Genomic DNA, 14,526 nt, shown 5'->3' with positions numbered 1-14,526 from the left:
TAGCTCTGTAAGGGACGTAATTTATGATAACGACATCAGAGACGACAGGCTATTCTGTCCGAAACATTTTCGTTGTCATTTGAGATCAACTGCGCAGTTTAGCCGGGTATTTTTGCAACTTCTCTGCCGGACGCACCGGACGGCGCACCAGTTCGCCGCTGCAGTTGGGACAAATATGCGCGAGATGCTCATCGCAGTCAGCGCAGAATGTGCATTCAAACGAGCAGATGCGAGCCGCCAGAGAGGATGGCGGAAGATCAACATCGCAGCGTTCACAGTTGGGGCGAAGTTCCAGCATAGAGTGACTCCTGAAGAAGTGTATCCGTCAGCATCGCGTTTACTGGCCCGGATGTCGAGCCAGTAAACGGACAGGTGTGCGCCAGATCCGGACATCCTGCTTAAACCGTACAGACAGCGGCGAGCGTCGCAATGCCATGCGGGCGCTATTTATGTTGCTGATTCTCAGGGATATCATCCGTCAAATTTTCTTCGACCCTCGTGTCTTCGTCACTTTCGCGTTCATCTTCCGGCTCCTGACCGCCCATTGACGCATGAATCACCTCCTCTTCCAGCGTTGGGATCAGCGCAGCACCCAGTGGCGAGGTCGCCAGACTGTCAGGCATCACCACGTGCGGCAGCGGCACTTCGGTCGTCGGAAGCGGGCCAGGCGCTCGGACAAAGCTCAGTCCGCCGATCACCAGCGCGCAGAGCATAAAGAAGAGATAGAGCATATTGCTGCCGAGCGGCTCCATCAGCGCGCCCACCACCAGCGGCCCGATACTGGCGCCAATACCAAATGCCATCAGCAGACAGGCGGTTAACGAGACACGACGCTCGGGGGCAACCTGATCGTTGGCCAGCGCCACCTGCAACGGATAGAGCGCAAACTGCATCATGCTGGCAGCAAAGGCGATGCCGATCATCCAGTGGAAGGTCAGGTGCGGCAACACCACCAGCGGCACACAGGCTACGGCAAACAGGATGGCAATGATAAACAGCAGTCGCTGACGATCGAAGCGGTCAGAAAGCCAGCTCAGCGGAAATTGCGATACCAGACCGGCAAAAATCGTCAGACTCATAAAATAGCCGGTCTGGCTGGTAGTAAATCCCTTACTGCTGCCGTAGACCGGTGCCAGGCCGTAGAACGCGCCAATGGCCATACCGGTCACCAGTGTGGTGCCGAGAAGTTTGGGGATAGTGCGGATAAAATAGCCCAGCTCCATCGGCGCAGGTGTCATCGGCCTGACGTGAGTGCGGGTCGTCAGGGCAATTGGTACCAGACAGAGTGCGAAACAGAGTGCCACAATCAGCAGGGTGCTGACGCCAAAGCCCGTTTGCAGGCTCAATATCACCTGTCCGCCACTGAGTCCAAGATAGGTGGCGACCATGTATAAGCCGAAAATCATGCCGCGCTGGGATGATTCCGCCTGATCGTTAAGCCAGCTCTCCAGCACCATGTACTGACACATCATGCAGAGCCCGATAATCAGACGCAGAAAGACCCACAGCGGAATAAAGTCGGTGAGCCCGTGACCAACCACAGACGCGGTAATGATCCCGGCACAGGCCACGTAGGCGCGTATATGGCCAACGCGGGCTATCAGGTTGTGCCCCACTTTGCCGCCGATCACCAGTCCGATGTAGTTGGCCGCAATGATTGAGCCAATCAGCGCGCCGTTGACATGCTCGCTGGCCAGCCGTAATGAGACATAGGTGGTCAGCAAACCGGAACCGAGCAGCATCAGCAACGTGGTCGTGTAAAGCGGCAGAAACGTACTGAATATTTTTCCCATCATGACTCCCTGTCTGTGCTTTTCTGGCATCAGGCCAGAAAGCCCTAAAGATAGTCGATTTCGTCAGGTGAAGACGGTTAGTTCAGGACGACGGTAGCGAAAAAAAAGCCCGCCAGCAATTGCTCACTGACGGGCCCTGATTCAGACGCTCGGGAAGCTGATGTTGCTGCCCGGTGCTTCACGGTTGAGATGGATGAAGTTCAGGTGTCGCTCATACTGATCCAGTATGTCGATAATTACCTGCTCTTTGCTGTAATCCATCAAGTCGTTGCCCTGGCTGCCCTCCATCAGGAAAGTTTCCAGTCGGTAGTAGGTCGACTTACCGCTGCGGGCGCGATAGGTAAAGCCCGGAATCGAATATTGCTGCGGCCAGACCTGATAGATAAAGTCCTGCTCTTCGCCCAGATGAACGCGCAGATCCAGATAGCCAATCGGGTTAGCCTCATCTGCCTCAACGCTTTCCAGCGTCACGCGGCCATCACGCAACTCCAGCTCCTTCGCCACCTCCTGCATCGCCGGATAAATGGTCTTTTCCATCATCTGCTGGGTGTAGCGCGAGCCAGGATAGTTCATCAGACGCGACAGGCGTTTCTTCCAGGTCAGACGATCGGTGGCATGCGCCAGATAAGGCGCAGTGTCGCGCGTGGCGCTGGCCCGACGGTGGTCTTCAATCTTCAGAGATTTAAACAGCCCGGCCATCACAAAGAAGATAACAAAGCTGAACGGCAGCCCCATGATCACCGTGGTGTTCTGCAAGGCAGTGATACCGTTGGTCATCAGCATGCTCAGGGTCAGTACCCCAATCGCCACAGACCAGAAGATGCGCAGCCAGTTCGGTGCATCGCTATTGATGTCTTTCAGGCGTGAGGTGAAGTTACCCAGTACCAGCGAACCGGAATCCGCCGAGGTCACATAGAACAGCATACCGGTGATGGTGGCGATCGATGCGCTGAGTTTAAACGCCGGGTATTGCGCCAGCAGGCTATAGAAGCCGCGTTCTGCATGATTCATCACTTCCTGCGCAAACTCGGTATTGCCATGAATGATCTGATACAGCGCGGCATTACCGAACACAGAGAGCCACAGCAGCGTAAAGGTGAAAGGAATAATCAGCGTGCCCAGTACGAATTCACGGATGGTACGACCGCGTGAGATACGTGCCAGGAACAGGCCGACAAATGGCGACCAGGCCACCCACCACGCCCAGAAGAAGAGCGTCCAGCTGTTCATCCATTGGGTCGGACGATCAAAGGCAAAGGTATTAAGCGTCATGCCCATAAAGCGGTTGATGTAATCGCCGACGTTCAGTACCAGCGCATTCAGCAGGAACTCGGTGTTGCCAAAGAACAACACAAACAGAATCAGCCCCAGAGCCATGATCACGTTGAGCTCAGAGAGAAAACGAATTCCTTTATCGACGCCTGATGTGACAGAGATTGTAGCGATCACGACGGAAAGGACTATCAGCGCAGCCTGTGCGGTCAGGCCTTCCGGAATATCAAACAGCACTTTCAGGCCGTAGTTCAGCTGTACGACCCCTATCCCTAATGTGGTGGCGATACCAAAAATGGTGCCGACCACGGCTGCGATATCCACCGTGTGACCAATCGGGCCATAGATGCGTTTACCAAAAATAGGATAGAGCGCCGAACGGATAGTCAGTGGCAGATTATAACGATAGCTGAAGTAGCCCAGTGCGATGCCCATCAGTGCATACATCGACCAGCCGGTCAGTCCGTAGTGGAACAGCGTCCAGACCATCGCCTGACGGGCCGCTTCAAGGGTCTGCCCTGCGCCCTCCGGTGGCTGCATGTACTGAGTCACCGGTTCAGCGACCGAGAAGAACATCAGGTCGATGCCGATCCCGGCGGCAAACAGCATGGCAGACCAGCTGAGCACGCTGAACTCGGGTTTGGAGTGCTCAGGCCCGAGCTTGATCGAGCCAAAGCGTGAGCAGGCCATGTAGAGCACAAACACGATATAGAGCGTGGCAGCCAGCATGTAGTACCAGCCAAAGGTGGCGGAGACCCAGTTTACCGCCTTGAGGATCCAGCTCGCGGCCAGTTCACTGTAGAGAATCGTCACAAGTGAAAACGTCAGAATCAATCCGGCAGAGGTATAAAATACAACGGGATTGAGTCTGTCTTTTTCACCGGCAGGTGGATTATTCATCGATTACCTCTGGTTAATGTCCTGAAAATACGCAATGGATAAGTCTTGCCGTCCACGGTTTTCGGCCGTGCGGCCCTGTTTCTTTCTGTCATTTCCTGTTAATCGCTCAGGCAAGCCAGCCTATTTTAGCACTCATTGCCGTTTCGCTTTTGCTACATTTTGAGAACAGCATCCTAACAAAGTTTCTTTTTATATTGAACGTGCAATCAAAAAAAGTTTAAATAGGGGCTCGATTTGAGGGTGGAGCTGGAGCAATGCCAAAGGTAGGGATGCAGCCGATACGACGTCGGCAACTGATTGATGCGACCCTGAGCACGATTAATGAAGTAGGGATTAATGATGCCACTATCGCCCAGATCGCCCGTCGGGCGGGTGTGTCCACCGGCATCATCAGTCACTATTTCAAAGATAAGAACGGTTTGCTGGAAGCAACAATGCGTGATGTCACGCGCCAGCTCCGTGAGGCAGTACTGTCGCGGTTACAACCGCTTCGCGATGCACCGGCAGAAGAGCGCCTGCGTGCCATCGTTGACGGGAATTTTGATGAAACTCAGGTGCATACGGCAGTGATGAAAGCCTGGCTCGACTTCTGGTCGAGCAGCATGCATCAACCCCAGCTCAACCGCCTGGAGCGGGTCAGCAGCAGGCGACTCTACTCTACGCTGGTGGTCGAGTTCCGGCGTGAACTGCCACTGGAAAAGGCACGACTGGCCGCACATGGTCTGGCCGCCCTGATAGATGGTCTCTGGCTCCGCGCCGCGCTGAGTGGAAAGCCTTTCAGCCCGGTCATCGCCCGTACACTGACCACCCAATTCATCCGTCAGCAACTGGCTGGCGAGCACGAATAACGGAAGGAGAAAACATGTCCCGATTTACCGAGCAGAAACTCTACATTGATGGCGCTTATGTTGCCGCAGCGTCTGGCGAAACGTTCCAGACGATTAACCCGGTCAACGGCGAAGTGCTGGCAGAGGTTCATGCCGCCGGCCAGGAAGATGTCAATCGCGCCGTTGCTGCCGCCAGAAAAGGCCAGAAAGTCTGGGCCGCGATGACCGCCATGGAGCGTTCGCGCATCCTGCGTCGCGCTGTTGATATTCTGCGTGAGCGGAATGATGCGCTGGCTGAGCTGGAAATGCTCGACACCGGTAAGCCTTACAGCGAAACCTCAGCGGTCGATATCGTCACCGGTGCAGACGTGCTGGAGTATTACGCGGGCCTGGTTCCGGCGCTGGAAGGTCAGCAGATCCCCCTGCGTGAAACCTCTTTCGTCTATACACGCCGTGAACCGCTGGGCGTAGTCGCCGGTATCGGTGCCTGGAACTACCCGATTCAGATCGCCCTGTGGAAATCAGCCCCAGCGCTGGCTGCGGGTAACGCAATGATTTTCAAACCCAGCGAAGTGACGCCGCTTACTGCCCTGAAGCTGGCTGAAATCTACACCGAAGCAGGTGTGCCGGATGGCGTGTTTAACGTACTGCCGGGCATCGGTTCGGTCACCGGCCAGTTGCTCACTGAGCATCCTGGCATCGACAAAGTCTCCTTCACCGGCGGCGTTGTCAGCGGCAAAAAAGTAATGGCGAATGCAGCGGGTTCAACGCTGAAAGAAGTCACCATGGAACTGGGCGGTAAATCCCCGCTGATTATCTTTGATGATGCCGATCTCGATCTGGCCGCCGACATCGCCATGATGGCGAACTTCTACAGCTCCGGACAGGTCTGCACCAACGGCACCCGCGTCTTTATTCCTGCAAAACTGAAAGCGGCATTCGAAGCCAAAATCAGCGAACGCGTTGCCCGTATTCAGGCCGGCGATCTGCGTGATCCCGCCACCAACTTTGGCCCGCTGGTCAGCTTCAGCCATCGCGATAACGTGATGCGCTACATCGAATCGGGCATTGCTGAAGGCGCACGCCTGCTGTGCGGCGGTAAACGTCTGACCGGTGGTGATTTCGACCAGGGTGCCTGGGTTGCACCTACTGTGTTTACCGACTGCCGTGATGAGATGAAGATCGTCCGTGAAGAGATCTTCGGACCGGTCATGTCGATCCTGAGCTATGAAACCGAAGAAGAAGTGATTCGCCGTGCCAACGACACCGAATTTGGTCTGGCCGCCGGACTGGTGACGCAGGATCTTAATAAAGCGCACCGCGTGATTCATCAGATCGAAGCAGGAATCTGCTGGATTAATACCTGGGGCGAATCAGCCGCAGAGATGCCAGTGGGTGGCTATAAGCACTCCGGCATTGGCCGTGAGAATGGCCTGATGACACTGCAGAGCTACACCCAGGTGAAGTCCGTGCAGGTTGAGCTGACGCGTTTTCAGTCAGTCTTTTAATCACTTAACCTGAGGAACGACGAATGGAATATGATTACATTGTTATTGGCGCCGGATCCGCAGGAAACGTTCTGGCTACCCGCCTGACCGAAGAGAGCAACGTCAGCGTTCTGTTGCTCGAAGCGGGCGGCCCGGATTACCGTTTTGATTTTCGCACTCAGATGCCTGCTGCCCTCGCCTTCCCGCTGCAGGGAAAACGCTATAACTGGGCGTATGAGACTGAGCCAGAGCCGTACATGAACAATCGCCGCATGGAATGTGGTCGCGGAAAAGGCCTGGGCGGTTCATCACTGATTAACGGTATGTGTTACATCCGTGGTAACGCAATGGACCTCGATAACTGGGCCAGTGAACCAGGGCTGGAGAACTGGAGCTATCTGGACTGCCTGCCTTATTACCGTAAAGCGGAAACCCGTGATATCGGCCCGAACGATTTCCACGGTGGAGATGGCCCGGTATGCGTCGCCACGCCTAAAGCCGGCAATAACGTGCTGTTTGAAGCCATGATTGAGGCAGGCGTGCAGGCGGGTTATCCGCGCACTGATGACCTCAACGGCTATCAGCAGGAAGGTTTTGGTCCGATGGATCGTACCGTAACACCAAACGGTCGCCGTTCCAGCACCGCACGTGGCTATCTCGACATGGCCAAAGGCCGTGCAAACCTGAAGATCATTACTCATGCCACCACCGATCGCATTGTGTTCGATGGCAAACGCGCAGTCGGCGTGGAATATCTGCAGGGCGACAGCAACACCATTAATAAAGTGACCGCTCGCCGTGAAGTGCTGCTATGTGCCGGTGCTATTGCCTCGCCGCAGATCCTGCAGCGTTCTGGCGTGGGCTCACCGGAGCTGCTGAAGCAGTTCGATATTCCACTGGTTCACGATCTGCCGGGCGTGGGTGAAAACCTGCAGGACCATCTGGAGATGTATCTTCAGTATGAGTGTAAAGAGCCGGTTTCAATCTATCCGGCCCTTAAGTGGTGGAACCAGCCGAAAATCGGTGCAGAGTGGATGTTTAATGGCACCGGTATCGGCGCCAGTAACCAGTTTGAAGCGGGTGGTTTTATCCGCAGCCGCGAAGAGTTCAGCTGGCCGAACATTCAGTATCACTTCCTGCCGGTAGCGATTAATTACAACGGTTCTAACGCCGTTGATGCGCATGGCTTCCAGTGTCACGTCGGCTCGATGCGTTCGCCAAGCCGCGGTCATGTGCGCCTGAAGTCACGCGATCCGCGTCGTCATCCGGCCATTCTGTTTAACTACATGTCGCATGAGCAGGACTGGCATGAGTTCCGCGATGCTATCCGCATCACGCGCCAGATCATCAATCAGCCAGCGCTGGATAAGTATCGTGGACGTGAAATCAGTCCGGGCCTGGATTGCCAGACGGATGAACAGCTGGACGAATTCGTCCGTAATCACGGCGAAACCGCTTATCACCCGTGCGGTACCTGTAAGATGGGTAACGATCCAATGTCTGTCGTTGATGGCGAAGGTCGCGTGCATGGGCTGGAAGGATTACGCGTGGTGGATGCGTCGATTATGCCGTTGATCATCACCGGTAACCTGAATGCGACCACCATCATGATTGGCGAGAAGATTGCCGATAAGATCCGTGGACGCGACCCACTGCCACGCAGCACCGCTTCATACTATGTTGCTGGTGACGCCCCGGTTCGTACAGTCCCCCAGCGTGCTGAATAGTTAGTTACAGTGTCACTTATAAGGTGCCGGGCAGACTGTTGTCCGGCACTTTTTTTGCCCGATTTATCGCACTTATTATTACACGCCATCATTTTCTAAACTCGCCCCGGTAAACCCTGAACCTTAACCGCAATCAAACCAGGCAGTATCTGCTGTTGATTTAATGATTTGCAGAATGCTGTAAACCCAGCATCTGTTTTACCGGAGACACTATTCGTCCACTGATGAGAAGCAACAATGTGGATGCGTTGTAAATTTTATGAGCAGAATGTTCATGTCCTGCCTCTTCCCCGCTTTCCCCTCTTGCTGGAATGCCGCCGATCAGCTCTGGCGTAACGCCCTGTAGTTTCCTCACCACATCGATACTGTTTTGAGTCTGCCTGCACACTGTGCGTTATGGCAGGTCGTCATTTTTCGTTGCTGGAGAGTTCCCATGCGCGCCTGGGTTTTATTGTCACTCGCGATTATCACTGAAATTATTGGCACCCTTTTTATGAAATGGTCCAGCCTCAACGGCAGCCACTCAGGCTACCTGATGATGCTGGGCATGATTGCCTGTTCTTATATCCTGCTGAGCTTCACCATTAAACGTATAGCTCTGGGCGTGGCTTACGCCCTGTGGGAAGGCGCTGGCATCCTGCTGATTACATAATTCAGCGTACAGCTGTTTGATGAAGTGTTGTCTGCGATGAAAGTCTGCGGACTGATGACGCTGGTCGCTGGAATTGTGTTGATCAAAACCGGCATGCACTCATCAGCGGAGGTTAATCATGGTCATCGCTGATTTCGCCCACGCAGCCTGGCTGGCGCTGGCTATCGTGCTGGAGATTGCCGCCAATATATTCCTTAAATATTCTGATGGGTTTAAAAGACCGCTGCACGGTCTGCTTTCACTCTGCTGTGTCCTGCTTGCGTTCAGCGCACTGACTCAGGCGGTAAAAGGTATCGATCTGTCGATGGCCTATGCGGTCTGGGGTGGTTTTGGAATTATCGCGACTGTCACGACCGGCTGGGTATTGTTCGATCAACGGCTGAATCGTAAAGGCTGGGCTGGCCTGACCCTGCTGCTGGCCGGCATGATCCTGTTAAAGCTGGCATAACAGGCATTTTGATTCAGTTATTTTTGTTATGGGTGTGCCTTCGTACACCCTTAACTTTCCGTGCTCTCTTCTCCAGTTTCAGTTGATTTCCCCTTCCCGACCGCGTCGGAATCTTCTCACTTTTGTAAAGACCCGTTTACATATCTGTTGTCTTAAGGCTTAGTGAGCGCCAAAAGTCGGATAAAAACGAGGAAGAGTTATGTCTGCAACACGAGGTTGGTCCACGGAGCTGGAGGGGTTACGCGGCATCGCCTCTCTCTGGGTACTGGTTGGCCATATCAGCTTACTGATACATTGCCACATCACACTGATTTCATCGCCTGGCATCGGGGTCGATCTGTTTATTCTGTTATCGGGTTATCTGATGGCGAAAAACTATGTTGAACGTCAGCAGAAAGAGCCGTGGCAGAGCATGGAGACCATTAAAAAGTTCTGGATCCGTCGCTTCTTCCGTATCGCCCCGCTCTACTATCTGCTTTTAATCATCGCGCTGATTTATGGCCCGTGGTTTGGCGAGATGCGTGACACTATCGCCCATTTTTATTCCGGCACCGCCACTGAATCGTCGCGTTACACCGATCAGTCGCTGGCAAACATCCTCACTCACTTCAGCTTCCTGTTCGGCCTGCTGCCCGAATATGGTTTCAATACCGTGCTGCCTGACTGGAGCATCGGGCTGGAGATGCAGTTCTATGTGCTGTTTCCGTTCATTATGCTGGTGACGCTGCGCTTTGGTTATGCGGCCTCACTGATAGGCATTATGGCGCTCTGCTGCGCCGGACGGTATGTGCTGGCAGATTATTATGAGGCGTTTGAAATGCCTTCCATGATTCTGATAAAGCTAAATATGTTCCTGGCGGGCATGCTGCTGGCGGAAGCAATTCGCCGTAAATCCCTGCTCTATGTCGCCTTCGCGCTGCTCGGCCCGGTCGTCAGCGTGGCAATGGGAATGGGCGCGATCAAGCTGCAGGTGATAATGGAAGCGCTGATGATTGTCGGGATGGCAGCAATTCTGTGGCAATACCCTCAGGGCAGCCTGATGGCAACGCTGATTGCTCTGCCACGTAAGCTGCTGAACAACCGTCTCAGCACCTGGCTGGGTGACGTCTCGTTCTCGGTCTACCTGCTGCACCTGCTGATTGTGATCCCGATGATTGCGCTGCTGCTCACGCACACCGACATTGAGTTTAAGAGCGACATGATGCGCTTCCTGATCGTCTGTGTCTCAACCATCCCGCTAACCTATGCCCTGGCCTCTTTACTCTATAAGTATGTTGAGAAGCCCGGCATTCAGATGGGTAAACGCGTGCTGAAGCCGAAGCTGGCCGATCAGACCAGTTGAGTTTTTAACACCGGCCGTTCTTTTTTTAAAAGCCCCGGATGGGGCTTTTTTATTGCCGCTTACACAATCTATCTGCTCTGAACAGGTGTTTATCACATGCCGTCGCCAGCACGCCTGCTGAGGTGAACTAGACTTTGCTGGTCGAACTCCACACCACCCGCTAAATGTCTGGCAGAAAAACATACCATTGCCAAAACGCGGTATCAGGATTTAAAACGAGGATAAGCATTATGGAAAAGAAGAAGTGGTTTGTTTCTTACGTGATCAAACCAGAAGGTGAAAATCATGTCACGACTCACGCCTTTATTGAGGGTGACGATGTCGAGGAGGCGCTGGAAACCTTTATGTTCGAAACCAAAAAAAGTCTGTCGCTGGAAACCGAAGAGCTGATACTGCTGTCAGTGAGTCTGGTATAACGTCCATTCAACCTCGCCATCGCGGGGTTGTTTGCCCTGTGAGAGGGTCATTTTATTAATGCTTTCCCTGGTGTGGCACTCAGTTACTGATTGGGATAAGGCCAGGCATGATCCACGCCTGTTGATGACAGTAACCCTGTCAAAATCAGATATGCCAGTATCAGAACAAAGAGCACAATCGCTGTTATTTCAATCGATTTAAGTAAGTGATGCTTCGCCATAAATAACCCTCCTTCACGTGTGTGTAATAACCTTTCACCCCATAAACTATAATGTTACCGGTAAAGTTCAAGTCAAAATCACATCATGAAACATAAAGACTGGCTTATTAATGGTTAGAAGGATTGTGCTCTGAAGGGCTCAGAGAGATCTTAACGATATTAAAAAGCCCGCAGGATGCGGGCCTTTGCAGGAGTCAGATGAACTTTAATCAGCAGAGTGACCGGTGAAGTCGATTACCATCCTGCCACGGATTTTGCCCTGCACCATCTCATCAAAGATGTCATTGACCTCACCAATCTTCCTTTTGGTCACTTTAGGCACGACTTTCCCTTCTGCCGCAAACTGGAAGGCTTCTGCCAAATCGTTTCGCGTTCCGACCAGTGATCCCACCACCTGAATGCCATCAAGTACCAGACGGGGAATATTAAGACTCATCGCTTCCGGCGGCAGTCCGACAGCCACGACGCGCCCTCCTGCTCTCACCGCATCCACCGCCGAGTTAAAGGCCGCTTTAGCCACCGCCGTCACCACAGCAGCATGTGCTCCACCGGTTTTCTCCTGAATAATGCGCGCTGCATCTTCGCTGGCCGAATTGACCACCAGATCGGCTCCCATCTCCTTCGCCAGTGCCAGCTGACCATCACTGACATCAACCGCGATCACTTTGGCGTTGAAGACATTTTTTGCATATTGCAGCGCGAGATTTCCCAGCCCGCCAAGACCATAAATGGCCAGCCATTGTCCCGGTTTAACTTCTGACACCTTAACCGCTTTATAGGTGGTGACACCGGCACAGGTGACGCTACTGGCAGCGTAAGGATCAAGTCCATCAGGGACTTTGACCGAGTAATCTGCAACGACAATGCACTCTTCAGCCATGCCGCCATCGGCTGTGAAACCGGCATTGATTACCGATCTGCAGAGGGTTTCGTTACCGGAGTTACAGTATTCGCAGTGACCGCAGCCCTTGAAAAACCAGGCGACGCTGGCCCGATCGCCAGGCTTGAGTGACGTCACATCCGGTGCGACTTCCTCAACGATACCGATCCCTTCATGACCCAGGGTCACACCCGTTTTATCGCCGAAATCACCGTTCTTAACATGCAAATCGGTATGGCATACACCACAGCATTCCATCCTGAGCCGGGCTTCACCGGTTTTGAGAGGACGCAGCGTCTTCTCAACAACTTCAACCTTGTGTTCACTATTAGCAATTGCCGCTTTCATAAACGTTACTCCTTTTGATTGAATCTCAAGAATATGCCATACGGGAATGATGGCAAGATTACAGATTAGCTTTGGGTGCGGGACAGAAAGAGTTGTTGCTGCCTTTGTGAGTGAAGTCAGTTTTGAGGTGCGTTACTAAAGGGATTTTGCGTGTTAAAGCTTTGGAAATCATGAGTGACTTACTGGATGCGTGAAGCACGTTTATCGTGAAGAACCTTTTCAGACGGCGATTACCGGTTAAAAGGGGCGATAGCGCCCCTGTTCATCTAAATGCTTCGTATCAATTACTCAGCGGAGTCGCTCGGTTGCCAGCGGTGAATGCCACTGTCAGTTGCCGGTCCCCTGTGTTCAGTAGAATCATCCGAGGCTGGCGGTGGCCCCAGATGCTGGGCTGCACTATACGTCGCTGGCGGTGGCCCCAGATGCTGAGAAGCGTTATTTTCTGATGCGGCTGGTCCGGCATGGTGGCTCCAGCCATTATCATTTTGCTGGTCCTGATAAGACGCATGGTGATGATGCCATTCAGATGATGGGCCGCGATGGTATCCTCCCTCTGCCATTACACAACCAGACATGGAGGCACTCGCTAACGCCACGATCGCACAAGGAATAACTTTTTTTAAGAACATAATAAACCCTGGTTAAAAATCACCGGGGCTGGTTACGACTTGGTTTTTATACGTTAAATAAACGTGGAGGACCGTTCGGGGAAGATGTTTAGATATATTGATTGAGATCAATTTTGAGGAGAAGCGTCCGGAAAGCCTCTGTTCTGCTGGCAGTAAAATGGGGGGTATCATGAGTATTAAGGGGACCTAAAGTAAGAATAACAGAGCAGTTATTAAGATGATTTATATGTCAGAAAATAAGACAGAGCGCGAGCCTGACTCAATGATATCTCAGACAGGACTTAACCAGAGAAACCAGATTATATAATCGCTAAATGGCAGCCAACCTCACTAAGGAGATCATTTTTTTCGTCACACTTCACACTTTAACGCTATCGATTAAATCAGGATCACGAAGATCTCTTAACAAACCTAATACCATCGATTGTATTTAATATACACATAAGAAACAACCATCACCCATATTATGCTAATAATCGCCGCATATTCAGGAATAAATAGAATGAAAATATAAACTCCTGCAACAATTAAAGCAGCAGGGATTAAATAGATAAATGATTGCATGAGCCATAAAAATACACGCTTCACTTATTCAACCTCTCATTTATAGCATCTGATTTTTATTCGTTGTAAACACTGCATCTACGTGAAATAGTGTCATGATCATTTCAATACCCAATAAGCATATAGAATGTCAGAAGAAACATCCAATCAGACTGGACGAGATGTTATAACGCGCATGGCGTATCCATTTTCCTGCAGCAACGGGCTGGCTATGCGTAACTGATGTTAGCTTTAGCTTGTGGGGAAAATAAAATCTAAATCATGAATGAACAACCCGAAGACATTCAGCGCCCGCGCGGGTAAAACCCGCTCCTGGAATGCGCCGTCAGTGGGTGAGCAGGTGCTTGTACTGTGCCTCGGTGGTGAACTTGATACCGGCTTTGTGCTGCCGGGAATTTTCTCTTATGACAATCCGGCTCCGTCTGCCTGGGCCGATGCGCTGGTCATTTCCTGACGATGCGGTGATCGAATACGAGCCGGAAACCGGCGCACAGACCGCAACCGGCATACAGACGGCAACTATTAAAGCGGCGGTAAAAATCCTCTTTGACTCGCCAGAAGTGGAATGCGCAACGCTGCTCATAACTGCGCAGCTGGAAGTCAAAAAGGGCGGCACGATGAAAGCCAACATTAGCGTGCCGGACCATCGTGGCGAAACGGTTTACCCGGTTTCCGGGGCGCGTCAGTGAATATTACGGGGCCTAGCGACTATCTGGCAGACACCACAACGCAGGCTCCAGCAACCGCGTTTGACAAGTGGGACGGCGAAAAGTGGGTAACCGACGGCGATGCGCAGCAGCAGTCACTGCTTGACGCAGCGGCCAGCGAAAAGTCAGCGGGCGTGAGTGAGGTCAACGGAATTACTCAGGCATGGCAGACGCAGCTGCTGCCCGGCATCATTACTGATGCGGATAAAGCCACGCTGACCACCTGGATGAAGTACGTGCAGGCGGTACAGGCTGCAGATATCACAAATGCGCCAGCTATCAGCTGGCCGAAAACGCCTGAATAGAAAATTCG

General features: G+C 52.6%; 12 protein-coding genes and 2 pseudogenes. 9 read left to right on the top strand and 5 right to left on the bottom strand.

The window, feature by feature from the left end:
* Positions 1-85 precede the first annotated feature (85 nt).
* The 3 genes from LQK91_RS03900 to LQK91_RS03890 form a co-directional block, all read right to left on the bottom strand.
* Positions 86-298: a DUF1272 domain-containing protein gene (locus tag LQK91_RS03900; protein WP_003852670.1), complete on the bottom strand. Its 213-nt coding sequence runs from the start codon at positions 296-298 to the stop codon at positions 86-88.
* Positions 299-443: 145 nt separating this feature from the next.
* Positions 444-1,793: an MFS transporter gene (locus LQK91_RS03895; protein WP_078804473.1), complete on the bottom strand. Its 1,350-nt coding sequence runs from the start codon at positions 1,791-1,793 to the stop codon at positions 444-446.
* Between the two features lie 141 nt (positions 1,794-1,934).
* Positions 1,935-3,965, bottom strand: a complete 2,031-nt coding sequence (locus tag LQK91_RS03890; protein ID WP_078804474.1) for a choline transporter — start codon at positions 3,963-3,965, stop codon at positions 1,935-1,937.
* 254 nt (positions 3,966-4,219) lie between these two features.
* On the opposite strand from LQK91_RS03890, the gene betI reads away from it, so the two are divergent.
* The 7 genes and pseudogenes from betI (at position 4,220) to LQK91_RS03855 (ending at position 10,864) form a co-directional block, all read left to right on the top strand.
* Entirely contained in the window at positions 4,220-4,813 is a 594-nt protein-coding gene (betI, locus tag LQK91_RS03885; protein WP_008925333.1) for a transcriptional regulator BetI, read from the top strand.
* Between the two features lie 14 nt (positions 4,814-4,827).
* A complete protein-coding gene (gene betB / locus LQK91_RS03880) occupies positions 4,828-6,300 on the top strand; it encodes a betaine-aldehyde dehydrogenase (RefSeq protein ID WP_003852666.1) in 1,473 nt (490 codons plus the stop codon).
* A gap of 23 nt (positions 6,301-6,323) precedes the next feature.
* Positions 6,324-8,006, top strand: a complete 1,683-nt coding sequence (gene betA / locus LQK91_RS03875; protein WP_003852665.1) for a choline dehydrogenase — start codon at positions 6,324-6,326, stop codon at positions 8,004-8,006.
* A gap of 433 nt (positions 8,007-8,439) precedes the next feature.
* Positions 8,440-8,790: pseudogene (gene mdtJ / locus LQK91_RS03870) on the top strand (multidrug/spermidine efflux SMR transporter subunit MdtJ).
* Positions 8,777-9,106 (top strand): multidrug/spermidine efflux SMR transporter subunit MdtI, encoded by a 330-nt coding sequence (mdtI, locus tag LQK91_RS03865; RefSeq protein ID WP_105099115.1) that lies wholly within the window; start codon positions 8,777-8,779, stop codon positions 9,104-9,106. The pseudogene mdtJ and the gene mdtI overlap by 14 nt, the downstream one beginning before the upstream one ends.
* 199 nt (positions 9,107-9,305) lie before the next feature.
* The gene (locus tag LQK91_RS03860; RefSeq protein WP_008925336.1) at positions 9,306-10,448 is read left to right on the top strand and encodes an acyltransferase family protein; all 1,143 of its coding nucleotides are present in this window, start codon (positions 9,306-9,308) and stop codon (positions 10,446-10,448) included.
* 230 nt (positions 10,449-10,678) lie between these two features.
* A complete protein-coding gene (locus tag LQK91_RS03855; RefSeq protein ID WP_008925337.1) occupies positions 10,679-10,864 on the top strand; it encodes a hypothetical protein in 186 nt (61 codons plus the stop codon).
* Positions 10,865-10,947: 83 nt separating this feature from the next.
* Here the strand turns inward: LQK91_RS03855 and LQK91_RS03850 are convergent, their stop codons facing one another.
* Together LQK91_RS03850 and adhP are read right to left on the bottom strand one after the other, a co-directional pair.
* The gene (locus LQK91_RS03850; RefSeq protein ID WP_003852660.1) at positions 10,948-11,085 is read right to left on the bottom strand and encodes a hypothetical protein; all 138 of its coding nucleotides are present in this window, start codon (positions 11,083-11,085) and stop codon (positions 10,948-10,950) included.
* Between the two features lie 205 nt (positions 11,086-11,290).
* On the bottom strand, positions 11,291-12,313 hold the full coding sequence (adhP, locus tag LQK91_RS03845; RefSeq protein WP_003852659.1) for an alcohol dehydrogenase AdhP: 1,023 nt from the start codon (positions 12,311-12,313) through the stop codon (positions 11,291-11,293).
* 1,485 nt (positions 12,314-13,798) lie between these two features.
* Here adhP and LQK91_RS03840 point away from each other — a divergent pair.
* Both LQK91_RS03840 and LQK91_RS03835 read left to right on the top strand, forming a co-directional pair.
* A pseudogene (locus tag LQK91_RS03840) lies at positions 13,799-14,159 on the top strand (phage baseplate assembly protein V); the annotation flags it as partial.
* Positions 14,160-14,191: 32 nt separating this feature from the next.
* Complete coding sequence (locus tag LQK91_RS03835; protein ID WP_105099113.1) at positions 14,192-14,518, top strand: tail fiber assembly protein; 327 nt, start codon at positions 14,192-14,194, stop codon at positions 14,516-14,518.
* Positions 14,519-14,526 lie beyond the last annotated feature (8 nt).

This window comes from Pantoea sp. MHSD4 (assembly GCF_021043305.1).
In the GTDB taxonomy this organism is placed as follows: domain Bacteria; phylum Pseudomonadota; class Gammaproteobacteria; order Enterobacterales; family Enterobacteriaceae; genus Pantoea; species Pantoea eucalypti.
The sequence above is the reverse complement of the archived record's forward strand: the minus strand, read 5'-3'. Positions and strand labels throughout refer to the sequence as shown.

Bases quoted from the DNA above. Each gene is read 5' to 3' on its own strand.
- LQK91_RS03900 (WP_003852670.1), bottom strand. From the start codon at position 298: ATGCTGGAACTTCGCCCCAACTGTGAACGCTGCGATGTTGATCTTCCG.
- LQK91_RS03895 (WP_078804473.1), bottom strand. From the start codon at position 1,793: ATGGGAAAAATATTCAGTACGTTTCTGCCGCTTTACACGACCACGTTG.
- LQK91_RS03890 (WP_078804474.1), bottom strand. From the start codon at position 3,965: ATGAATAATCCACCTGCCGGTGAAAAAGACAGACTCAATCCCGTTGTA.
- betI (WP_008925333.1), top strand. From the start codon at position 4,220: ATGCCAAAGGTAGGGATGCAGCCGATACGACGTCGGCAACTGATTGAT.
- betB (WP_003852666.1), top strand. From the start codon at position 4,828: ATGTCCCGATTTACCGAGCAGAAACTCTACATTGATGGCGCTTATGTT.
- betA (WP_003852665.1), top strand. From the start codon at position 6,324: ATGGAATATGATTACATTGTTATTGGCGCCGGATCCGCAGGAAACGTT.
- mdtI (WP_105099115.1), top strand. From the start codon at position 8,777: ATGGTCATCGCTGATTTCGCCCACGCAGCCTGGCTGGCGCTGGCTATC.
- LQK91_RS03860 (WP_008925336.1), top strand. From the start codon at position 9,306: ATGTCTGCAACACGAGGTTGGTCCACGGAGCTGGAGGGGTTACGCGGC.
- LQK91_RS03855 (WP_008925337.1), top strand. From the start codon at position 10,679: ATGGAAAAGAAGAAGTGGTTTGTTTCTTACGTGATCAAACCAGAAGGT.
- LQK91_RS03850 (WP_003852660.1), bottom strand. From the start codon at position 11,085: ATGGCGAAGCATCACTTACTTAAATCGATTGAAATAACAGCGATTGTG.
- adhP (WP_003852659.1), bottom strand. From the start codon at position 12,313: ATGAAAGCGGCAATTGCTAATAGTGAACACAAGGTTGAAGTTGTTGAG.